This is a genomic window from Hafnia sp. (assembly GCF_036648275.1).
GTDB lineage: Bacteria > Pseudomonadota > Gammaproteobacteria > Enterobacterales > Enterobacteriaceae > Hafnia > Hafnia alvei.
This window is the reverse complement of record NZ_JAVXIQ010000017.1, coordinates 11,789-33,967: the sequence shown is the minus strand read 5'-3', so window position 1 is coordinate 33,967 and position 22,179 is coordinate 11,789. Positions and strand designations below refer to the sequence as shown.

Below are 22,179 nucleotides of genomic sequence, written 5' to 3'. Positions count from 1 at the left end.
TGGGGGTCACCGTGGCGGCATCGACCGGCGGCGGCACGGTGAGCATTGCCGGCCGAAATGGTAGCCGCGTACTGAGTGGGGTGAAAGCCGGTAAAAACAATGAAGATGCGCTTAATGTTGGCCAGATGAGTGATTTTTTAGGTGAGTTAGGCGGTACAGGTGCCTTCATTGACTCAACGACAGGAAGGATCACTGGGCCGCGTTTTAGCATCCAAGGCGTTTCCTATAATCTCGGTGATTCGCTTGCTGCTTTAGACAGTAACATTGGAAATATTAAGGCCAGTTCAACTAACAATGTAAGTTATGACATAAATGATTCTAATAAGATTACACTGGGAAAAAACGATGAAAAACTCGGTGGTTCAGGTGCTCCTGTAGTTATTGCAAATTTAGCTGATGGAAAAGTTGAGGCCAAAAGTAAAGAAGCAGTCAATGGTGGGCAATTATATGAAGTTAAGAATCAGGTAGATAAAAATACTGCTGATATTAGTGATATGAAAAATAATGTTGATGGTATTTCAAACGGTACTGTAGGTCTTGTTCAACAAGATACAAGTTCTAAAGAAATAAGTATTGGCAAGGATAAGAAAGGTGGTTCAATTTCTATTGCTGGAACAAGTGGTGATAGGTTACTGACAGGTCTTGCTGATGGCGTCGCTGATAATGATGCCGTAACTGTTGGGCAAGTAAAAGACATTACTGCGCAGTCGAGCACTGTGGTTACAAATAATAGTAGCAATAGAGTTAAAGCGATTGCTAGTGGACAAAATAGTACAGCAATGGGAGGTGGAGCTAGCGCTTCATCCAAGGACTCACTCGCTTTAGGAAGTATGGCTAAGGCAACCGGCAATAATTCTATCGCTTTAGGCAACGGTTCAACAGCTGATCGCGCTAATACACTGTCTATTGGTTCTGTTGGTGGAGAGCGTCAAATAACGAATGTTGCTCGAGGTACTGCGTCCACTGATGCAGTGAATGTTGCTCAATTGAATGAAGGATTGGAATCTATCAGCAGTTCCACTAATCAAAATTTCCGCAAGTTGGGCCGCAAAATGGATGCTATGAAAGACAAATTGAGTGGTGGAATTGCATCCGCGATGGCGATGGGGGCTTTACCTCAGCCTTTTGAGGCCGGAGGTGGGATGATGTCTATGGGCGGTGGTAGCTATAATGGTGAATCTGCTATTGCTCTCGGAGCATCTAAAGTTTCAGAAAATGGTAAATGGGTCACTAAACTTCAGGGGAGTTCGAATACTCAAGGAGATTATGGCGTATCCGTTGGAATTGGTTATCAGTGGTAAATATTAATATGAAGCGCCCTTTGTAGGGCGCTTAACTCAAGAAATTGCGAAGATATATATTTTTATTACTTAGTTGTTTAATATTTCCGGATTAAAGTTATGAATACTAAATATGTAATTGTTTTTTTATCCTCATTGTTAATTTATGGCTGTGATGGCAGTAGAACTGAAGTTGATCTTTCGTCTAAAAAACTAGATAAAATAATTGAAATCTCATCTCTACCAATAATACAAAGTACACTCAATGACATATCACCATCTTTTGGTGGAAAGAGAAATGACACTATAATGAGCCATGTATGCGCATTATCTCAAGGCACTGAAAATCAGACTGATTTTGATGGTTTCTTTACTAGTAAGGGGATTGAGCTATCAAAGTTAGCTAAGGAAGATGAAGGCTTTGCACTTCTTTCAGATCGAGATATGAGAAAAAAACATACTGCGTGTATAGCGTATATGGTTTCGTCATTGGTTGAACCATTGCAGAAGGATTATTACTTCAAGAAATCAGATAACACTCCGTTGAAGAATAATGAGTTATCTTTAGAGTTAACAACCGTATTAAGAGATAAGTTAAAAGTAGCTACTGCGACAGCGGAATTTTTTGCTCTAATCTCAACTAGACTTGAGCACAGCGATACGAAAAGTATTAAGGAGAGAAAGAAGGAGATCGCTGAACTAATCAGTCAATCTTACAGCGATTATTATCAGTTAATACATAATGCTCATGCGCATGATAATAACTCACGTTATTACATCGATAGTTGGACTGACTCAGGTATTGTATTTTCTTCATCAGATGGTTATTTATTTGAATTAAATAATGATATTCTGACAGTTAAGTTATTTGGTGTTGATTGGTATGGGAATGGAAAACTTCTTGGGAAAAGCTATTTTATGAAATCTAGTTGAGACTGTAATTATAATTGTTTAATTGCCTGTTTTTGATATGTTCACTCCATTAACGGAGACAGGCAAATTAAGGACAAGAAGAAAGTTTCCACGACCAGAACTGAACTGACCAAAGTTTCTACAACTGTATTCGATCTCAATGTATTTTTCAGCATTCTGACTAGAACTGTGCTCAATGCAGAACTTGCTCACTAGCTCGATCAAGAGAGAAATACCTCAAATCAGGATGAATACCCGCATCGCTATTCATCCCAAATACTCATAAAAATGGAGTATGCTGATCCACAGTTAACGGCTGATTATGAGCCGTTTTTACTATCGAGTTTGGTTACCGGCTGAGAGGTCATCTTTAATACTGTCGCAGTTACAAAGAATTAGAGGAAGATTCATCTAGTTTCCTCAATGGTGGCATGTCTTATAATTAATATATTAACACGATCTGTGAGTATTTTATTTCCTGAATATATAATCCTCCTAAGCATGATTGCATAGGAGGATTTGGATCTTAATTATCCTTGCGAACAAACCTTATTCCGACCGCTATCTTTGGCTATATATAGTCTTTTATCTGATATTGCCTGTAGTTCTTTTATATTATAACTTTTTATTTCTGAACTACATGCAACACCAAATGATGCAGATATATTGATTGAAACACCTTGCATTACTTCAATATTGTAGGTGCTGATCGCTTCACGAACTCTCTCAGCAAGAGATGTGCTATCTTCTAAACTCAGACATGGGCAAAAAATGCAAAACTCCTCACCACCTAGTCGACCAAGAATATCATTTTTACGAATATATTTTTTGATTATACTAGTTGTCTGTATTAGCACGGCGTCACCACCAAAATGCCCATAGGTATCATTGATAGTTTTAAATTTATCTAAATCTATTTGAATAATAGATATGGGTAATTTCAACTCTTTAAGTTTAGACAGTGAGGTATCAAGTTCATTATAGAATCCATTTCTGTTCAGAACACCAGTCAAAGTATCATGGCTCGCTTTCCATTCCAATGAAGATTGTAAAATATGCATTTCTTGTATTAGCTTTCTTATTAGCATATAGGAAAAAAGTAGTGCAAAGGTGAAGCTAGACCAAAGTAATATAGCAAAGACGAGTTGGGTTCCATACTCACTTTTAAGAACCTGCAAGGGCGAGTGAGTAACAAAAATAGCACCGTGCTCACCCTTTATTTTTTTATATGTAATAAAGTCAAAACCACTATAAAACCGACCAGTTGAATTTTTTTTGGTAAGTGTTAAAACTTTTTTTGCAATGTTACGATCTCCACCAGATGTGCTAGATGCAATAATATTTGCGTTCCCATCGATCCAAAAGTAATCTCCAGATTTTTTATTTTCGATAGAATCATTTAGCAGTACGCTCAGTTTTCTAACTTCGAAGTCAAAGCATATGACGCCAACAGTGATGTCATCAATAATAACGGGAACGTACATAGTAATAAGTTTACCTTCTTTATTCGGACCTAAGTATGCAGTTGTAAAGATATTTTCTTTAGAGGATTTTGATAGCTTCATTGCGTTTATAAAATATGAGCTATTTATCATGCGTTCGTACGTCTCTTCTATAGAATGAGAATTTGCATGTTTGCTAGGCGTTGTTGTTGAAAATAAACCAGACTTTGATACATAATAAATTCTACTTTCTACATTAAAATTATTGTTTGTTAATGGCAAAAGAGAAAATAGATGCTGTATTGCATTTATTTCATTTTCTAACATCTTTGAACTTACTGTCAAATGTAAATTTTGAAACTGTGATAGAAAATTATCACTAATTACATTAATATAAACACTATGATTGTTATCACTTTTTAAAATATACCTAAAGCTACCCGGTGTTTTTGATTTTTGTATGATTTTTAGATATTCTTCATTCATGTCTTTCGATGGTTTTTTTTTGAATATATAACTAAAATAGTCTTCTAAAAATATAATTTTATTAACTTGATTAGCTTTATTTTCCATGATTATTTCATGAGTCCTAGTCATCTCATCAATAGTCGAATTCATATAACTGCTTAACAGTGTATGCATTTGAGATATAAGAACAGCACCTATAAATAAAATAAAAATAGCAAAGATACTATCTATTATTTTAACTGGGTGTTTTTTCTTTAGAATATTTCCAATTGAAATCAATTTTTTGTCTCAGATACGTATTTTTATAGAATTGCATAGAATGCTAGCAAACGGGTGAATATTAAAATAATCTATTGATAGAGTACATGAGTTTTTTGAATGACGCAAGAATCCTATAAGGGTGTCTTATATATACTTATGTTTTTTACTTATATCCATACCTTTTAGTTATTGATTCTTTATGGTTAATTGCTATAAAAAATAATTTTTAATGTCTTTTTTGAATGACTTAAAGCTACGGTTTTTTATTTATGTCTTTGATATCAAATGTTATTCGCTTATTTGCTTGTATTTATTTTGGTAGTCTTGTTTAAAATTAAAAGCACGCCTACCAGAAAATCATACTGTAATTCCAGAGTGATTGACTCTTTATGAAGCCACCAGAGGCAAACTATCAATAAATTCATGCAGCAGTTTTTCAGTGAAATGATTCTGGAGGTTATTATTTTTCTGAATATGTCTTCAAGATATAAGATAAGCGTGGAACTTGCATAGTAGAACTTGCATAGTTGTGCAGATTCCACTTACTAAAGTATGTAATTAATCTTTTAACTCGGACGCCGACGCTCGTGGGCATCGAAATAGTCGAGGTATTTGACGATGCCGTTAGCAATAGCCTGCGAAATCTGTTGGCGGAAGGCCACTGAGGTTAACAACTGTTCTTCCTGATGATTGGTGATGAACGAGGTTTCAACCAACACAGAGGGGATCGACGGTGATTTTAAAACCGCAAACGCAGCCTGTTCAGTATGCTGGCTGTGCAGATGATGCACCGGTTTAATGTGATCTAACAGATGGCGGCCTAACGTGAGGCTATTCTTGATGGTGTCGGTTTGTACCAAATCGAACAGCACCTGCTGAAGATAATTATTATCCTCATCGGCGTATTTCGCCCCTGCCACTTTGTCGGCATCGTTTTCACGCTGAGACATATATTTTGCCATCGTGCTGCTCGCGCCGCGGTTGGAGAGGGCAAACACCGAGGCACCCGATGCCGTTGGGCTGGTAAATCCATCGGCGTGGATAGAAACGAACAGGTCAGCCTGATGCTGATGGGAAATTTCTACCCGCTTATACAGAGGGATAAAGAAATCATCTTCACGCGTCATTTTCACGTCAATATTGCCGTGCTCGCGCAGATGATCGCGCACGTAGTGGGCAATCTCTAACACCACATGTTTCTCTTTGGCTCCCTGATGACCCACAGCCCCTGGGTCGATACCGCCGTGACCCGGATCGAGCATGATGACCCTGCGAGCGCCCGATGCTTTTTTTACCGGTTTTGCCGTCAAGGCTGTGCTGCTGGCGGAGGCCGCGTCGATTTTACTTCCCGCCAGCGCCATCGCCGCCAATCCAGACAGGAGGAACTGACGACGGGAAGTGTATTTAGGCAATAAACGGAAGTGGGAGAAATTCTTCATGTGATGAATGATTCATTAGCCATTGATAACAAACAGAGGCTGAATAGTAGCGCGTCGCTACCGCAATGATCGAGTTGAGAACTATTTCGAACTGTTACCTTGTTTGAGGCTGTTCATAGAACGGGACTTTACTGCTTTACAGCGCTGAGTTTGTTATTCATTTTGATGTTCTATTCGATATTGAAGATGCATAGGCCATCACGATGACACCTAATCCTGCTGATAACGCTTTTAGTTCGCTGTCTGTTGTTCTTTCTCGTCGTGACTGGGAAAACCCTATTTGCACGCAATATCGACGCTTACCGGCTCACCCGCCCTTTAATAGCTGGCGTAATACGCAGGATGCACAAAACGATCGGCCTTCGTTGCAGCGGATTTCACTAAATGGCGTCTGGGCATTTAGCTATTTTAACCAACCTGAACAGGTGCCAGAATCTTGGCGGCATGCGGACTTAGACGATGCCGATGCGTTACAGGTGCCGTCTAACTGGCAAATGGCGGGCTATGATGCACCTATCTATACCAACATCACCTATCCGATTCCGGTCAATCCTCCGTTTGTGCCACAACAAAACCCCACGGGATGTTATTCGCTTGCGTTTAGCGTGGATGACGCGTGGCTGGAACAGGGGCAGACGCGGGTTATTTTTGACGGCGTAAATTCTGCTTTTTATCTGTGGTGTAATGGTCAATGGATTGGCTATTCGCAGGATAGTCGGCTGCCCGCCGAGTTTGATCTCACCCACGCGCTGCATGCGGGGGAAAACCGGCTGGCGGTGTTAGTGCTACGCTGGAGCGACGGCACCTATCTTGAAGATCAGGATATGTGGCGCATGAGCGGCATTTTTCGTGATGTAACGTTGCTGCATAAACCCGCCACACACCTGTGCGATGTTCAGATTAGAACGCATCTGGGAGCCGGTTTTTGTCATGCTGACCTTGAGGTTTTGGTGCAGCTTAATCGTCCTGAACAGGGCTATCATGCCCGTGTGCAGCTGTGGCGAAACGATTGTTGCGTTGCCGAACATCAGCAGGCTATCGTCAGTGACGTCGTGGATGAGCGCGGAGCCTATGACGATCGCACCACGTTGCATTTGCGGGTGGATAAACCTCTGCTCTGGAGTGCGGAGGAACCTCATCTCTATCGCGCGGTGGTTTCACTCTGTGACGAGCAGGGCGGCGTTGTTGACGTTGAAGCCTATGACGTCGGATTTCGCCAGATAGAAATCAGCCATGGGCAGCTCAAACTGAACGGTAAGCCTTTGCTGATACGTGGAGCCAATCGTCATGAGCACCATCCTGAGCATGGGCAGGTGATGGACGAAGAAACCATGCGCCGCGATATTATTTTGCTCAAGCAGCACAATTTTAATGCGGTGCGCTGTTCCCATTATCCCAATCATCCGCTGTGGTATCGGCTGTGTGATCAATATGGCTTGTACGTAGTGGATGAGGCCAATATCGAAACGCACGGCATGATCCCCATGAATCGCTTAAGTGACGATCCGGTTTGGTTCAACGCGATGTGCGAACGCGTGACGCGTATGGTGCAGCGCGATCGTAACCATCCGTCGATTATTATCTGGTCGCTGGGCAATGAGTCTGGCCACGGCTGCCATCATGATGCACTTTATCGTTGGGTAAAAAGTAACGATCCGACTCGACCTGTTCAATATGAAGGTGGTGGCGCTAATACTGCCGCCACCGATATTCTGTGCCCGATGTATGCGCGCGTAGATCAAGATCAGCCGCACCCAACGGTGCCCAAATGGTCAATTAAAAAATGGGTTGGTCTGCCGGACGAAACGCGTCCGCTGATCCTGTGTGAATATGCCCACGCGATGGGCAACAGCTTGGGTGGTTTTGAACGCTATTGGCAGGCATTTCGCAAGTATCCGCGCTTACAGGGTGGCTTCGTGTGGGATTGGGTCGATCAGGCGTTGACTCACGTTGATGATAAGGGCGAAGCGTATTGGGCCTACGGGGGAGACTTTGGTGATACGCCAAACGATCGCCAGTTTTGCCTGAATGGCCTAGTGTTTCCCGACAGAACACCGCATCCGGCGCTGTTTGAAGCCCAGCGTGCCCAGCAATTTTTCCAGTTCCGGTTGGTCGAACAAAACCCGCTCAGCGTAGAAATCACCAGTGAATATCTGTTTCGAACCAGCGATAACGAGCAGCTATTTTGGAACGTCGCACAGGATGGAAATATTCTGGCGGCGGGATGTATCGATCTCAACCTGCGGGCGGAAACTTCGCAACATATCGTGTTGGGCGAAATTCCTGAGATGATTTCTTCAGGTGAACGGTGGCTTAACGTAGAAGTCCGCCAGCGTGAAGCCACGCCGTGGTCGGATGAACATCACCGCTGCGCGTGGGATCAGTGGCGATTGGCGCAGCCGCTCGCTCTGCCGATGGCTGTTGAAGCGTGCGGCATAATGCCGCGTTTGGAAACGTCTGGCGATGAGCATTGCGTCATTTGGCAGGATCAGCGCTGGCAGTTTAATCGCCAAACCGGTCTGCTTGAACAGTGGTGGCAGGGCGGCAAAGCCACGCTGTTAACACCGCTGCAAGACAACTTTACGCGTGCGCCGCTCGATAATGATATTGGAGTGAGTGAAGTGGCACGCATCGATCCCAACGCGTGGGTTGAACGCTGGAAGAAAGCGGGCATGTACGCATTGGATATTCGTTTGTTGCGATGGACGGCTGATGCGGTTTCTCAAGGCATTCAAATCACGACAGAGCATGCTTACCATAGCCAACAAGCGGTGTTGTTTATCAGTCGGAAAACCTATCTGGTCGATCATCAGGGCAAGCTACATATCACCGTGGAGGTGGAAGTGGCCCACGGGATGCCAGCGCCTGCTCGAATTGGCTTAAGCTGTCAGGTGGCTGAAGTGGCTTCTGATGTCACATGGCTAGGGCTTGGCCCACACGAAAACTATCCTGATCGACAGCTTGCCGCACAGCATGGGCGCTGGACGTTGCCGCTTTCTGAGTTGCATACCCCTTATATTTTCCCAAGCGAAAATGGGCTGCGTTGCAATACGCGTCAGCTAGAATTTGGGCGCTGGCAATGGAAGGGGAATTTCCATTTTGGCTTAAGTCGATTCAGCCAGAGACAGCTGATGGAGACCTCTCACCAGCATCTATTACATGAAGAACAGGGCGTGTGGGTTAACATTGATGGCTTTCATATGGGCGTCGGTGGGGACGATTCATGGAGCCCCAGCGTGAGCCCTGATTTCTTGCTCAGCGATATGCATTATCGCTATTCGTTGATTTGGTTTGCCGATCGGCTAGGGTCAGTCGGATAAGCTCATAGAAACAGTAAGATAACTTTTTCGTTGCGTATCGAAGGATTCCGGCGATAATTAGGTATTAATACAAATAATTACGGTCAGAACCATGGAAATCCGCGTTTTTAAACAAGCTGATTTTGAAGAAGTTACTACGTTATGGGAGCGCTGCGACCTGCTGCGCCCGTGGAACGATCCGGAGACGGATATTGAGCGTAAGCTCAATCACGACGCGGATTTATTTCTCGTCGCAGAGGTTGGCGGTGAGGTAGTGGGGACCGTCATGGGCGGTTACGACGGTCACCGTGGCACGGCGTATTATCTGGGGGTTCACCCTGATTTTCGCGGCCGTGGCATTGCCAATGCATTGATCAGTCGCCTAGAGAAAAAGCTGATCGCCCGCGGCTGCCCAAAGATTCAAATCTTGGTCAGCGAAGAAAATGATGCGGTCATTGGTATGTATGAGAAGTTGGATTACGAAACGCAGGACACCTTGTGTCTGAGCAAAAGACTGATTGAAGATCACGAATACTGATCGTGCTATTAAGTTGGGCTCGTTATTTTGTTTAAACAGGATAACGAGCTGAAACGTCTGGTTTATTTCCTATGAGTGGCTATGCTCCATCGCACCTATTCTCCCGATGATTTTAATGCCCACGGCATGTTGCGCTTACCGTGGGCATTTTGGCTGGTTTTGATATTACAGGCTAAAACCTGGTTTTTGTTTGTGGTGGCGGGCTCGTCGCGCCAGCAAGGTGCCGACCTGTTGGCGCTGTTTTATCCGGACCGTGGGCTGTTTTGGAGCGGAATGCTTGTCGGTCTTCCAGCGGCTTTGGGCTTTTTATTGAGCGGTCGCCGTCATTTATGGAAAGGCCTTTGGAAAAGTTGGCGTTGGGTATTAATTCTCACCACGCTGGCACAAATGGGACTACAAGCCGTACCTTTTTGGACCAACAGCAATGACGTCACTCTGCTCTCTTTAGTCATTCTGTTGTTGGATTTGCTGGCGGTAGCCTATTTGCTGTTTAACTCCCGTCTGATTGATAGCTTCAAGATCAGCGAATCATTTAAACCCGAGGCCTAGGCGTGAATGACGCGTTAAGGTGAAATTAGGAAAAAGTTTTCGGCACTTTTTCTTCGATGTGTACTCCAACCAGCCAGATAAACTTTTTCGGGCGTGCAGACCACGACTCGATACCAAGGAGCATTCGCATGAATTTTCGTCCTCTGTTGTTGGTGGTTCCGCTGTTATTAACGGGCTGCTCTACGATGAGTCATATGTCATGGTCCAGCTTGTCGCCGCTAAACTGGTTTGGTAGCTCGGTAGAAGTGAGCGATATGGGCGTTGCAGGTATCAATGCCAGTACGCCGCTAAACGAAGCCGCTATCAATAAGGCGCTGGATGATGATTATCGCCTGCGTTCTGGTATGGGAACACGTAACGGAACCGTCACCTCGTTTTATCAAGCGCTGGACGGCGACACGCTGGTGATGACCATCAGCGGCGATGACAAAGGCACCGTGAAACGCGTTAACGTTGAGAGCGATGCGATTAAAACGGCATGGGGCGTAAAAATAGGCACGCCGTTTAGCGATCTTTATCAAAAAGCCTATGGTGTATGCCAGAAAGGTCAGGGCGATAACGCCAATGACGTTGAATGCGTAGCGAAAGAGAGCCGCCACGTGAGCTATCTTTTCAGCGGTGAATGGCATGGGCCAGAAGGCTTAATGCCGTCTGACGATACGCTGAAAAATTGGAAGATTACGCAGATTGTTTGGCACGCCAACGCGATCTAAATTCTTTCGTTCTACATGACAGCCTGCCTTTTGAAAGCGCCGATTTTAGTGTTTAAGACCGGCGCTTTTCATCACTAAATACCTCTTTTTTGTTCTGAATTCTTGCTTTTTAGCAAGGCAACTCCCTCGGCATAGCGTAAACTACGCGCAATTAAATCGCGCTTTAAGCGCGGCAAATCAGTCAAAAAGGGAGATGACGTTTAATGTCTCAGCCACAAAGCGGTATTTTATTAGAGCATTGTCGTTTTGGTATTTTTATTGAAGCTATGGTGCAAGGCGATCTTGATGCAGTGCGTCAAGGATGCAAAACTTTCGTCAAAAGCTTGGAAGAACTGCAAGCGCAATATCCTCAGGAACGTTTAGGCGCGGTTATCGCTTTCGGTAACGATGTTTGGCGCGATCTTTCCGCAGGCGTTGGCGCTCCAGATCTCAAACCTTTTACCCCACTTGGCAAAGGTTTGGCTCCGGCAACGCAGCGTGACCTGCTGATCCACATTCAGTCTTTACGCCATGATATTAACTTCTCTTTAGCTCAGGCCGCGCTGGCTGCCTTTGGTAACAGCATTCATGTTGAAGAAGAAGTGCACGGTTTCCGCTGGGTTGAAGAACGCGATTTGAGTGGCTTTATTGACGGCACCGAAAACCCGAAAGACGAGCAGCGTCCTATCGTGGGCGTGATTGGCAATGACGACGCCGATGCAGGCGGTAGCTACGTATTTGTGCAGCGCTGGGAGCACAACCTTAAGCAATGGGGTCGTTTCAGCACTGAGCAACAAGAGCAGATTATCGGTCGTACTAAGCACGACAGCGAAGAGCTCGATCCAGAATCACGCCCAGATACCTCACACGTTAGCCGTGTTGACCTGAGCGAAGATGGCAAAGGCCTGAAAATTTTGCGTCAAAGCCTGCCATATGGCACCGCAAGCGGCGCACATGGTCTGATGTTTATCGCGTATTGTGGCCGTTTGCACAATATCGAAAAACAGCTGCTAAGCATGTTTGGTGACTTAGACGGCAAGCGCGATCAGCTGTTGCGCTTCAGCAAAGCGGTAACCGGTAGCTACTACTTTGCGCCGTCGTTAGATCGCTTGATGTCGCTGTAATCCAGACCAAACCGCCTGCTTCCGTGGGCGGTTATTTCCCTCACATGCTCCTTCAAGTTCTCCCTCATACCGCCATTCTAAAATGCCTTATAGCATTTGATGCTTTCTGAGTCCCAAACGATATATAAAACCGTTACAGGTTAGCCTCCAGTTATAAATACACTAACAGTCATAAAGACGACATGCGTGGTCGTTTTCACAGACTGACTGAAGGTGAACGATGAAACTGAATAAGCTCAAAGGATGGACGCTGGCGACGTTGCTGATTTCTGGCGGAGCGTCGGCGGCTGAACTGCTGAATAGCTCTTATGATGTTTCTCGCGAGCTGTTTACCGCGCTCAACCCGGCCTTTGAAACCCAATGGCAGAAAGAGGGAAACCCTGCGCTGACCATCAAGCAGTCTCATGCGGGTTCGTCTAAACAGGCTTTGGCCATCTTGCAGGGGCTGCGTGCGGATGTCGTAACCTACAATCAGGTGACAGACGTGCAGATCCTGCACGATCGCGGCAATCTGATCCCCGCAGACTGGCAGGCTCGCCTGCCGAATAACAGTTCACCGTTCTATTCCACCATGGCGTTCTTAGTGCGTAAGGGAAACCCGAAGCAGATCCATGATTGGAACGATCTGGTGCGCAGCGATGTGAAACTGATCTTCCCTAATCCAAAAACCTCGGGCAACGGGCGTTATACCTATCTTGCCGCATGGGGCGCGGCGAATTTAAGCGATGGTGGCGATCAGGCTAAAAGCCGTGAGTGGATGAAACGCTTTCTTGGCAACGTAGAAGTTTTTGATACTGGCGGACGTGGTGCCACGACGACGTTTGTAGAACGTAATTTGGGCGACGTACTGATTAGCTTTGAATCTGAAGTGAAAAACATTCAAAAACAGTACGGTGACGCGGGCTATGAGGTGATCGTTCCTCCGGTCGATATTCTGGCTGAATTCCCTGTTGCGTGGGTGGATAAAAACGTTGAGCGCAACGGCACCGAAAAAGCCGCCAAGGCTTATTTGAACTACCTCTATTCGCCAGAGGCACAAAAAATTATCACCAGCTTTAACTACCGCGTGTATGACAAACAGGCGATGGCTGCGGCCAAAGGGCAGTTCCCTGAAACCAAGCTGTTCCGAGTTGAAGATCAGTTTGGTAGCTGGCCGAAGGTGATGCAAACGCATTTCGCCACCGGCGGTGAGCTTGACCAACTGTTAGCAGAAGGGCACCGGTAATGTTGTTGTCTCGCGCTGCACCTAAAAGGGTTTTGCCCGGCTTTACCCTGAGTCTGGGCAGTAGCCTGCTGTATACCTGTTTAATTTTGTTGTTGCCGTTAAGCGCGCTGGTCATGCAGCTCGCGCAGATGACGTGGCAGCAGTATTGGGACGTGATCACCAATCCACAGGTGGTGGCCGCCTATAAAGTGACATTGCTGGCGGCGGGTGTTGCCAGCATATTCAACGCGATATTTGGCATGCTGATGGCATGGATCCTAACGCGTTATGAGTTTCCTGGGAAAACCCTGCTGGATGGGCTGATGGATCTGCCGTTTGCTTTGCCAACGGCGGTAGCAGGGCTAACGCTGGCGGGACTGTTTTCGACTACGGGTTGGTATGGACAATGGCTGGCGATGATTGATATCAAAGTCGCTTTCACGTGGTTAGGCATTGCCGTCGCGATGGCGTTTACCAGTATTCCGTTTGTGGTGCGCACCGTGCAGCCCGTGCTGGAAGAACTCGGGCCTGAGTATGAAGAGGCCGCGCAGACGCTAGGCGCTTCACGCTGGCAGAGCTTCCGCAAAGTGGTGTTTCCCGAAGTTGCCCCTGCGCTGTTAGCGGGAACCGCGCTGTCGTTCACCCGTAGTCTCGGTGAGTTTGGCGCGGTGATTTTCATTGCGGGCAATATTGCATGGAAGACGGAAGTGACGTCGCTGATGATTTTTATCCGTCTGCAAGAATTTGATTATCCAGCGGCGAGTGCGATTGCCTCGGTGATCTTGGCGGCATCGTTGCTGCTGCTGTTTAGCATTAATACGTTGCAAAGCCGCTTTGGCAAACGTATTGGGGGGCATTAATGGCTGACTTATCTGCATGGCAGGGCAACAGCCAACAACTGCGCCCTAAGATCGACTGGCTGAAATGGTTTTTGATCGGCAGTGGCGTGCTACTTTCGGTGCTGTTGTTGCTGGTGCCGATGATTTCAATCTTTGCTTTGGCGTTTTCTGAAGGCGCTGGCGTGGTGTGGAAGAACCTTAGCGATCCCGACATGCTGCATGCGATTTGGCTCACGGTGCTGGTGGCGTTGATTACGGTTCCGGTCAATCTGGTGTTTGGTACGTTGCTGGCATGGCTATGCACGCGTTTTGTGTTCCCTGGGCGCCAGCTGCTGCTAACGCTGATTGATATTCCTTTTGCGGTTTCGCCGGTGGTGGCGGGGCTGCTCTATTTACTGTTTTACGGTTCGAACGGCCCGTTGGGCGGTTGGTTGGATGCGCATGATATTCAACTGATGTTCTCGTGGCCGGGCATGGTGTTAGTCACGGTATTTGTGACCTGCCCGTTTGTGGTTCGCGAGCTGGTGCCGGTGATGATGAGCCAAGGGAGCCACGAAGATGAAGCGGCGGTGCTGCTGGGTGCTTCTGGCTGGCAGATGTTTCGTCGCGTGACGCTGCCGAATATCCGTTGGGCACTGTTATATGGCGTGGTGCTGACTAACGCGCGTGCGATTGGTGAATTTGGTGCGGTGTCGGTGGTTTCCGGTTCGATACGTGGTGAAACTTACACGCTGCCGCTACAGGTTGAATTGCTGCATCAGGATTACAACACCGCCGGGGCGTTTACCGCCGCCGCGCTGTTAACGCTGATGGCGATTGTAACGTTGTTCTTGAAAAATATGCTGCAATGGCGTTTGAACCGTCAGGTGGTTCACGCTGCGCAGGAGGACGTGAAATGAGCATTGAAATTAAACAGGTCAACAAATACTTTGGCCGCACCAAAGTTCTGAACGACATTTCTCTGACCATTCCGTCTGGCCAGATGGTGGCGCTGCTTGGCCCATCCGGATCGGGTAAAACCACGTTGTTGCGAATTATCGCCGGTTTAGAAGGGCAGAGCGGCGGACAGCTCAGCTTCAACGGTAATGACGTGAGTCGCCTGCATGCGCGCGATCGCCGCGTGGGCTTTGTCTTCCAGCATTACGCCCTGTTTCGCCATATGAGCGTGTTCGATAACGTAGCTTTTGGCTTAACGGTGCTGCCGCGTCGCGAGCGTCCGTCAGCGGCGGCGATTAAACAGAAAGTGGAACAGTTGCTGGAAATGGTTCAGCTTGCCCATCTGGCCGATCGTTTTCCTTCCCAGCTCTCCGGTGGACAAAAGCAACGTGTTGCTCTGGCACGCGCGTTAGCCGTTGAGCCTGAAATTTTGCTGTTGGATGAGCCTTTTGGCGCACTGGATGCACAGGTGCGTAAAGAGCTGCGCCGCTGGTTACGCCAGCTGCATGAAGAGCTGAAGTTCACCAGCGTGTTCGTGACTCACGATCAGGAAGAAGCCATGGAAGTGGCGGATCAGATCGTGGTGATGAGCCAAGGGAATATCGAGCAAATTGGCTCTCCTGACGACGTGTGGCGTGAACCCGCTAGCCGGTTTGTGCTGGAGTTCTTGGGCGAAGTGAATAAAGTCGATGGCGAAATTCGTGGCTCGCAGATTTACATCGGCGAACACCATTGGCCTTTGGCCTTTTCGCCGTTGCATCAAGGCAAAGTCGATATGTTCCTGCGTCCGTGGGAAATGGAGGTCAGCTTGCAGGCCAATGCGCGCTGTCCGTTACCCGTTCAGGTCTTGGAAGTGAGTCCACGCGGACACTATTGGCAGCTTACCGTGCAGCCGCAGGGCTGGCATCCTGAACCAATCAGCGTGGTGATGCTGGAAGGCAATGGTACACAGGCACCTAAACGCGGCGGTCGATATTTTGTAGGTGGTCTGAATGCGCGCTTGTATGCGGGCGATACGCCCTTGCAGCCGGTAGCGCTGGCTAAAAGTGCTTAGATCCTTTCCCCGTTCTTTTCTTCGAAGGGCGGGGGATTTAGATTGTGCCTCTTCAACATCTCCGCTTTTGCATTACACTAAACTTCTCATCTTTTTGGCTAAATAGGTAACCGCTCGTGAGTTCTCTGGAATCTTGTATTGGAAACACGCCTTTAGTGCAGCTGCAGCGCATGGCTGTGTGTACGGGGAGTGAGGTCTGGGTCAAACTGGAAGGCAATAATCCGGCTGGCTCGGTTAAGGATCGCGCAGCGCTGTCGATGATTCAGCAGGCTGAACTGCGTGGCGAGATTAAACCAGGCGATACCCTGATTGAGGCAACCAGCGGCAATACCGGTATTGCATTAGCCATGATCGCGGCGCTGAAAGGTTACCGCATGAAATTGCTGATGCCGGAAAATATGAGCCAAGAGCGTCAGGCTTCCATGCGTGCATACGGTGCGGAGCTGATTTTAGTCAGCCGTGAACAGGGCATTGAGGGCGCTCGCGATCTCGCCCAACAAATGGCCGATCGTGGCGAAGGGGTAATCCTCGATCAGTTTAATAATGCGGATAATCCGCTGGCGCATTTCACCACCACCGGGCCGGAGATTTGGCAACAGACGCAGGGCAAGGTGACGCATTTCGTGTCGAGTATGGGCACCACGGGCACGATAACCGGCGTTGGTCGTTTCTTAAAGCAGCAGAGCGATACGGTGAAGATTGTCGGTCTACAGCCCTCTGAAGGCTCAAGCATTCCGGGGATCCGCCGTTGGCCGCAGGAATATCTGCCGGGAATTTATCGCCCAGAACTAGTGGATGAGGTGATGGATATGTCACAGCAGCTGGCGGAAGAAACCATGAAACGCTTGGCGCGTGAAGAAGGGCTGTTTTGCGGTGTGAGTTCCGGTGGTGCCGTTGCTGGGGCGCTGCGTGTGGCGCAGGAGAATCCGGGAAGCACAGTGGTGGCGATCATTTGTGATCGAGGCGACCGTTATTTATCGACCGGCGTGTTCAACGAATAATATGCGTTGAATTGCTCATGCTGTTTGCTGGCGAGGATTAAATTTCCGCGCGCAGCCAATAAAAAACGGAGCCTTAGGCTCCGTTTTTTCATGCTATATCACATTATTTTTTAATGCGAATCACTGGGGTTTCGCCAACAACAACGGTACCAGAAAGCTTAGTCAGCTCTTTGATTTCGTCCATGTTAGAGATAACAACCGGAGTCAGGGTCGACTTGGCTTTTTCTTCCAGCAACGCCAGATCGAATTCGATCACAACGTCGCCTTTCTTAACGCGCTGGCCTTCTTCAGCGATGCGTTTGAAGCCTTCGCCTTTCAGTTCAACGGTGTCGATACCGAAGTGGACGAACAGCTCAATGCCGCTGTCTGACTCGATTGAGAATGCATGGTTTGTTTCAAAGATTTTGCCAATGGTGCCATCAACGGGTGCAACCATTTTGTTGCCTGTTGGTTTGATAGCAATACCATCACCAACAATCTTCTCTGCAAATACAACGTCCGGCACATCTTCAATGTTGACAATTTCACCAGACAGCGGAGCAAAAATCTCAATGCTGCTAGTGTCTTTTTTGTCGTCTGAAACCAGCGATTTCAGTTTATCAAACAAACCCATGATCTTCTCCTAAGCAAGTAATGTTGGGCGGCGCCCAGCGCATGAATCAGCAGAGAGTTTTTTCTTCAATGAACTTGTTGACCACGTTCATTAAATCTTCTGCCGTTGGCTGGTTCAGAGCTTCATCTGCCAGTGCCTTCACATCTTCAAAATTCGAATTACGAATGATTTTTTTGATGCGAGGGATAGAGATAGAACTCATGCTGAACTCATCCAGCCCCATGCCCAAAAGAAGCAGTGTAGCACGTTCATCACCAGCAAGCTCGCCGCACATACCGGTCCACTTACCTTCCGCGTGAGACGCGTCAATGACCTGTTTGATTAGGGTCAACACTGACGGAGACATAGGGTTGTAGAGATGAGAAATCAGCTCGTTTCCGCGATCTACCGCTAGAGTATACTGGGTTAAGTCATTTGTCCCAATACTAAAGAAGTCAACTTCCTTCGCTAAATGACGAGCGATGGTTGCAGCTGCTGGAGTTTCAACCATAACGCCGACTTCAATGGTTTCGTCGAAGGCTTTACCTTCTTCGCGCAGCTGGGTTTTCAGCATTTCTAATTCAGCTTTCAGCTCACGCACTTCCTCAACGGAAATAACCATTGGGAACATGATGCGCAGTTTGCCGAATGCAGAAGCACGCAGGATAGCGCGCAGCTGAGCATGCAGAATCTCTTTACGATCTAAACAGATACGAATTGCACGCCAGCCCAGGAATGGGTTTTCTTCTTTTGGCAGGTCCATGTACGGCAGGTCTTTGTCGCCGCCGATGTCCATCGTACGTACGATGACTGCCTGAGATCCCATACCTTCAGCTACGGCTTTATAAGCCTGGAACTGTTCTTCTTCTGTTGGGAACGCATCGCGATCCATGAACAGGAATTCAGTACGGTATAAACCAACGCCTTCAGCGCCGTTACGTTCAGCACCGGCGATATCGCGCACGGTACCGATGTTGGCACAGACTTCAACCTGATGTCCGTCCAGCGTGATAGCTGGCAGATCTTTCAGTTTCACCAGCTCGTTCTTTTCAGACACGTACTGGTTCTGTACCGCTTTCAATTCTTCAACGATTTCTGCCGTCGGGTTGACGTAGATTTTGTTGTTAACGGCGTCGAGGATCAGGAAATCGCCGTTTTTGACTTGTTTGGTCACGTCAGAGGTGCCCACAATCGCTGGCAGTTCCAGAGAACGCGCCATGATAGAGGTGTGGGAAGTACGGCCGCCCAGATCGGTGATGAAGCCGAGAACCTTGTTCAGGTTCAGCTGTGCGGTTTCTGACGGAGTCAGGTCGGTGGCAACCAGAATAACTTCGTCCTGGATTGCGCTTAAATCAACGATGGTCATGCCGAGAATGTTCATCAGCAGACGTTTACCGATATCACGTACGTCAGCCGCACGCTCTTTCAGGTATTCGTCGTCCAGCTCTTCCAGAGCCTTCGCTTGACCTTCGACAACTTCGTGAGCCGCAGCGTCCGCGGTCATTTTGCTGTCTTTAATGAGGGCTATGATTTCCTGCTCAAGCTCTTCGTCTTCCAACAACATGATGTGGCCTTCGAAGATGGCGGCTTTCTCTTCGCCAAAGGTCTCGCTTGCTTTCACTCTGATTGCTTCAAGCTGTACAGATGCTTTATCACGACCAGATTTAAAACGAGCGATCTCCTGCTCCACTTCTTCAGCAGCGATTTTTTTCCGGTTGATGATAATCTCATCTTCTTTCAGTAAGAGTGCCTTACCAAAAGCAATGCCCGGCGATACTAAGATACCTGAAATCATAACCCTACCTTACTGTTGACTGGTTAAACTAAACGGATTGGACTTGAGGATTACTCAAGTTCTGCCATCAGTTTTACCAAATGTTCAACGGCTTTCTGCTCATCTTCACCTTCAGCGGCGATAGTCACTACGGTGCCTTGGGTCAGACCCAGAGTCTGCAGTTTAAACAGGCTCTTAGCGCTTGCGCTTTTACCGTTAGAGGTCACGGTGATGTCAGAAGTGAAGCCTTTTGCTTCTTTAACGAACTGAGCAGCAGGGCGGGTGTGCAGACCATTCGGAGCGGTAATCGTAACTTCTTGCTGGAACATAGGTTTCCCCAACTATTTTTGAATTAATGTTGTGGGGCTAAAGTTTAGCTTAAATACTGAACTTCAGCCTGTTTTCAGTTAGCGCCTAACTCGTGGAGCAGTAGCAGCCTGAGCGTTGTAGAAAATGTGTTCAAGATAGAAACTATCGTGAATACGTTCGCTAATAACTTCCGTATTATGCCGCTATCGTGATGCTCAGGACAAATCAGTAAATCGATTCAGCTGACTTGACGCAACACTCCGCTTTATTTCGCGCTTCAAAATAATTGCTTGGTTAAATACTAGACCCGGGCAGGAAAAGCAAGTTTGGGCAGGTAAAAACTTTGAACTGCGCCACAAAAAAGCACCCATTTGGGTGCTTTTTTAGCATGATTAGAACATCAGCATCACTGTTGCAATTCTTGTTCTGTGAACAGATCTGCGAACAATGCCGTGCTTAAATAGCGTTCACCCGAGGAAGGCAGAATAACCACAATTGTTTTGTCAGTAAAGTCTGGATCGTTAGCAAGTTTTTCGGCTGCAACAACTGCTGCACCGGAAGATATCCCAGCCAAGATGCCTTCTTCTTCCATCAGACGGCGAGCCATCGCAATGGCTTCGTCGTTGCCAACCAGCGCCACGCGGTCAACCAGATTTAAATCGAGGTTTTCTGGAATGAAACCAGCGCCGATGCCTTGAATTTTATGCGGACCAGGTTTGATTTCTTCTCCGGCCAGCGCCTGAGTGATAACCGGTGAGCTTTCAGGTTCAACGGCAACGGTGATGACTTTTTTACCTTTGGTATTTTTCAGGTAACGGCTGGTGCCGGTTAAAGTACCGCCGGTGCCGACGCCAGAAATCAGCACATCGACTTGACCATCGGTGTCTTCCCAAATCTCTGGGCCGGTGGTTTTTTCATGAATTTCTGGGTTAGCGGGGTTGCTAAACTGCTGGAGCAGCACGAAGCGTTTTGGATCGCTGGTCACAATTTCTTCGGCTTTGGCAATGGCGCCTTTCATGCCTTTGGCACCTTCGGTCAGTACCAGATTAGCGCCTAAGGCTTTGAGCAGTTTGCGGCGTTCAAGGCTCATGGTTTCTGGCATGGTGAGCGTTAGCTTGTAACCCCGCGCGGCGGCCACAAAGGCCAATGCAATACCTGTGTTACCGCTGGTTGGCTCAACCAACTCAATGCCCGGTTTTAAAATGCCACGTTTTTCGGCATCCCAGATCATATTGGCGCCGATGCGGTCTTTAACGCTAAAGCTTGGGTTACGAGATTCCACTTTCGCCAAAATACGACCATTGCCGATACGATTCAGACGAACAAGCGGCGAATGACCGATTGTCAGGGAGTTGTCTTCAAAAATCTTGCTCATAGCACGTCCTTTAACTCTATGAAATACAGGGAACATTAATTGAGCATACGCGAATACAACCCGTTGGGAAGTAAAGAAATCATATATGCTTATTTCAATATGCGATTAGGTTTCATGAAGCGGAAGTTTAGGTGAGACAAGAATTAACTAGAGCAGCCGGAGCTGCTCTAGTAAGGGAAGTGCGAGCGGTGGTTATGGCTGGATGTGTGAATATTCTGCGCGGTAACGATCAACCCACATGGCAGTCGCGCCACAGACAGCAACCGGCATGATCACCAGATTTAAAATAGGGATCATGGTAAACAGGCTGGTCAATGCGCCAAACTGTAGGTTATCGACTTTATTGCGGCGCAGAGCGTTGCGCATGTCAGGGAAGCTCACTTTGTGGTTATCAAACGGGTAATCGCAGTACTGAATAGACATCATCCATGCGCTGAATAGGAACCACAGCACAGGTGCAACGGTTTGACCCACGCCTGGAATAAAATACAAAATCAGCAAGACGATGGCGCGTGGCAGATAGTAGGCCAGCTTTTTCCATTCACGCGCCATGATTCTCGGCACGTCTTTGACCACGCTCCAAATGCCCGTATCCGGCAGTGGTTTACCGGTTAATACGCCTTCTAACTGTTCAGCCAGCAGGCCGTTAAACGGCGCGGCTATCCAGTTGGCGATGGTGCTGAATAGATAGCTGAAGACCAAAACGATCGATATAACGGCCAGCGGCCAGAGTAAATAACTAAGCCACTGTAGCCAGTCAGGAACGTGGCTCATCAAACTTGGGATCCAAGCGCCTAGCTGATTGAATAGCCACCAGAACGCTAAGCCCATTAAAACGATGTTCACCAACAATGGCATAACCACATAACGTTTAATTCCCGGCAGGCGAACTAAACGCCAACCTTCAGAAAAGTAGTGAACGCCATTGGTTTTTGTTGGGATATTTCTTTCATTTGACCCGATAGGGGTGTTTTTCATAACTGCTCTTTTAGCTGTGTTAGTTATAATAAAAAAAATCTCAGCTATCATAACTATGAATTAAATCGCTTTCCAGTTCAGAATCGACCGAAAAATCAGCAAAAAAGTGCGAA

General features: G+C 47.2%; 19 protein-coding genes. 12 read left to right on the top strand and 7 right to left on the bottom strand.

The features are described from left to right. Together RSC70_RS14640 and RSC70_RS14635 are read left to right on the top strand one after the other, a co-directional pair. Nucleotides 1-1,301, top strand: a 1,301-nt coding sequence (locus tag RSC70_RS14640) for a YadA family autotransporter adhesin (RefSeq protein ID WP_332542872.1), incomplete at its 5' end; no start/stop codon positions are given. Between the two features lie 99 nt (nt 1,302-1,400). After that, nucleotides 1,401-2,213 carry a hypothetical protein gene (locus tag RSC70_RS14635; protein WP_234619065.1) on the top strand — a complete coding sequence of 271 codons (813 nt, stop codon included), beginning with the start codon at nt 1,401-1,403 and terminating at the stop codon, nt 2,211-2,213. Between the two features lie 509 nt (nt 2,214-2,722). Here RSC70_RS14635 and RSC70_RS14630 read toward each other — a convergent pair. Then, nucleotides 2,723-4,252 (bottom strand): diguanylate cyclase, encoded by a 1,530-nt coding sequence (locus tag RSC70_RS14630; protein ID WP_332542907.1) that lies wholly within the window; start codon nt 4,250-4,252, stop codon nt 2,723-2,725. A gap of 677 nt (nt 4,253-4,929) precedes the next feature. After that, nucleotides 4,930-5,802 (bottom strand): N-acetylmuramoyl-L-alanine amidase AmiA, encoded by an 873-nt coding sequence (gene amiA / locus RSC70_RS14625; RefSeq protein ID WP_332542870.1) that lies wholly within the window; start codon nt 5,800-5,802, stop codon nt 4,930-4,932. 203 nt (nt 5,803-6,005) lie between these two features. Here amiA and RSC70_RS14620 point away from each other — a divergent pair, with 203 nt between their 5' ends. The 10 genes from RSC70_RS14620 (at nt 6,006) to cysM (ending at nt 17,038) form a co-directional block, all read left to right on the top strand. Next, entirely contained in the window at nt 6,006-9,122 is a 3,117-nt protein-coding gene (locus tag RSC70_RS14620; protein WP_332542869.1) for a beta-galactosidase, read from the top strand. Nucleotides 9,123-9,213: 91 nt separating this feature from the next. Then, nucleotides 9,214-9,639 (top strand): GNAT family acetyltransferase, encoded by a 426-nt coding sequence (locus tag RSC70_RS14615; protein ID WP_025800759.1) that lies wholly within the window; start codon nt 9,214-9,216, stop codon nt 9,637-9,639. Between the two features lie 81 nt (nt 9,640-9,720). Beyond that, a complete protein-coding gene (locus RSC70_RS14610) occupies nt 9,721-10,188 on the top strand; it encodes a DUF2919 domain-containing protein (RefSeq protein ID WP_332542868.1) in 468 nt (155 codons plus the stop codon). A gap of 128 nt (nt 10,189-10,316) precedes the next feature. Next, nucleotides 10,317-10,901 carry an RpoE-regulated lipoprotein gene (locus RSC70_RS14605; RefSeq protein WP_332542867.1) on the top strand — a complete coding sequence of 195 codons (585 nt, stop codon included), beginning with the start codon at nt 10,317-10,319 and terminating at the stop codon, nt 10,899-10,901. A 203-nt stretch (nt 10,902-11,104) separates the two neighbouring features. Further along, nucleotides 11,105-12,004, top strand: coding sequence for a Dyp-type peroxidase (locus tag RSC70_RS14600; RefSeq protein ID WP_040045760.1), 900 nt, complete (start codon nt 11,105-11,107; stop codon nt 12,002-12,004). Between the two features lie 220 nt (nt 12,005-12,224). Beyond that, nucleotides 12,225-13,229, top strand: coding sequence for a sulfate ABC transporter substrate-binding protein (locus RSC70_RS14595; RefSeq protein ID WP_025800763.1), 1,005 nt, complete (start codon nt 12,225-12,227; stop codon nt 13,227-13,229). Continuing rightward, nucleotides 13,229-14,068, top strand: a complete 840-nt coding sequence (gene cysT, locus RSC70_RS14590; protein ID WP_046360551.1) for a sulfate/thiosulfate ABC transporter permease CysT — start codon at nt 13,229-13,231, stop codon at nt 14,066-14,068. Before RSC70_RS14595 ends, cysT begins: the two co-directional genes overlap by 1 nt. Then, nucleotides 14,068-14,946, top strand: a complete 879-nt coding sequence (cysW, locus tag RSC70_RS14585; protein WP_332542865.1) for a sulfate/thiosulfate ABC transporter permease CysW — start codon at nt 14,068-14,070, stop codon at nt 14,944-14,946. The genes cysT and cysW overlap by 1 nt, the downstream gene beginning before the upstream one ends. Then, nucleotides 14,943-16,037: a sulfate/thiosulfate ABC transporter ATP-binding protein CysA gene (cysA, locus tag RSC70_RS14580; RefSeq protein WP_130998823.1), complete on the top strand. Its 1,095-nt coding sequence runs from the start codon at nt 14,943-14,945 to the stop codon at nt 16,035-16,037. Before cysW ends, cysA begins: the two co-directional genes overlap by 4 nt. Nucleotides 16,038-16,153: 116 nt before the next feature. Beyond that, on the top strand, nt 16,154-17,038 hold the full coding sequence (cysM, locus tag RSC70_RS14575; protein ID WP_332542864.1) for a cysteine synthase CysM: 885 nt from the start codon (nt 16,154-16,156) through the stop codon (nt 17,036-17,038). A gap of 103 nt (nt 17,039-17,141) precedes the next feature. On the opposite strand, the gene crr is transcribed toward cysM, so the two are convergent. The 5 genes from crr to cysZ form a co-directional block, all read right to left on the bottom strand. Further along, entirely contained in the window at nt 17,142-17,651 is a 510-nt protein-coding gene (gene crr / locus RSC70_RS14570) for a PTS glucose transporter subunit IIA (RefSeq protein WP_025800768.1), read from the bottom strand. Nucleotides 17,652-17,697: 46 nt separating this feature from the next. After that, entirely contained in the window at nt 17,698-19,425 is a 1,728-nt protein-coding gene (ptsI, locus tag RSC70_RS14565; RefSeq protein ID WP_332542862.1) for a phosphoenolpyruvate-protein phosphotransferase PtsI, read from the bottom strand. Nucleotides 19,426-19,475: 50 nt separating this feature from the next. After that, nucleotides 19,476-19,733, bottom strand: a complete 258-nt coding sequence (gene ptsH / locus RSC70_RS14560; RefSeq protein WP_002441228.1) for a phosphocarrier protein Hpr — start codon at nt 19,731-19,733, stop codon at nt 19,476-19,478. A 386-nt stretch (nt 19,734-20,119) separates the two neighbouring features. Beyond that, nucleotides 20,120-21,088 (bottom strand): cysteine synthase A, encoded by a 969-nt coding sequence (gene cysK / locus RSC70_RS14555; RefSeq protein WP_332542861.1) that lies wholly within the window; start codon nt 21,086-21,088, stop codon nt 20,120-20,122. 192 nt (nt 21,089-21,280) lie between these two features. Beyond that, nucleotides 21,281-22,066, bottom strand: a complete 786-nt coding sequence (gene cysZ, locus RSC70_RS14550; protein ID WP_332542860.1) for a sulfate transporter CysZ — start codon at nt 22,064-22,066, stop codon at nt 21,281-21,283. Nucleotides 22,067-22,179: the final 113 nt, after the last annotated feature.

Coding starts and splice junctions, on each gene's coding strand:
- RSC70_RS14635 (WP_234619065.1), top strand. CDS start 1,401: ATGAATACTAAATATGTAATTGTTTTTTTATCCTCATTGTTAATTTAT.
- RSC70_RS14630 (WP_332542907.1), bottom strand. CDS start 4,252: ATGAATTCGACTATTGATGAGATGACTAGGACTCATGAAATAATCATG.
- amiA (WP_332542870.1), bottom strand. CDS start 5,802: ATGAAGAATTTCTCCCACTTCCGTTTATTGCCTAAATACACTTCCCGT.
- RSC70_RS14620 (WP_332542869.1), top strand. CDS start 6,006: ATGACACCTAATCCTGCTGATAACGCTTTTAGTTCGCTGTCTGTTGTT.
- RSC70_RS14615 (WP_025800759.1), top strand. CDS start 9,214: ATGGAAATCCGCGTTTTTAAACAAGCTGATTTTGAAGAAGTTACTACG.
- RSC70_RS14610 (WP_332542868.1), top strand. CDS start 9,721: ATGCTCCATCGCACCTATTCTCCCGATGATTTTAATGCCCACGGCATG.
- RSC70_RS14605 (WP_332542867.1), top strand. CDS start 10,317: ATGAATTTTCGTCCTCTGTTGTTGGTGGTTCCGCTGTTATTAACGGGC.
- RSC70_RS14600 (WP_040045760.1), top strand. CDS start 11,105: ATGTCTCAGCCACAAAGCGGTATTTTATTAGAGCATTGTCGTTTTGGT.
- RSC70_RS14595 (WP_025800763.1), top strand. CDS start 12,225: ATGAAACTGAATAAGCTCAAAGGATGGACGCTGGCGACGTTGCTGATT.
- cysT (WP_046360551.1), top strand. CDS start 13,229: ATGTTGTTGTCTCGCGCTGCACCTAAAAGGGTTTTGCCCGGCTTTACC.
- cysW (WP_332542865.1), top strand. CDS start 14,068: ATGGCTGACTTATCTGCATGGCAGGGCAACAGCCAACAACTGCGCCCT.
- cysA (WP_130998823.1), top strand. CDS start 14,943: ATGAGCATTGAAATTAAACAGGTCAACAAATACTTTGGCCGCACCAAA.
- crr (WP_025800768.1), bottom strand. CDS start 17,651: ATGGGTTTGTTTGATAAACTGAAATCGCTGGTTTCAGACGACAAAAAA.
- ptsI (WP_332542862.1), bottom strand. CDS start 19,425: ATGATTTCAGGTATCTTAGTATCGCCGGGCATTGCTTTTGGTAAGGCA.
- ptsH (WP_002441228.1), bottom strand. CDS start 19,733: ATGTTCCAGCAAGAAGTTACGATTACCGCTCCGAATGGTCTGCACACC.
- cysK (WP_332542861.1), bottom strand. CDS start 21,088: ATGAGCAAGATTTTTGAAGACAACTCCCTGACAATCGGTCATTCGCCG.
- cysZ (WP_332542860.1), bottom strand. CDS start 22,066: ATGAAAAACACCCCTATCGGGTCAAATGAAAGAAATATCCCAACAAAA.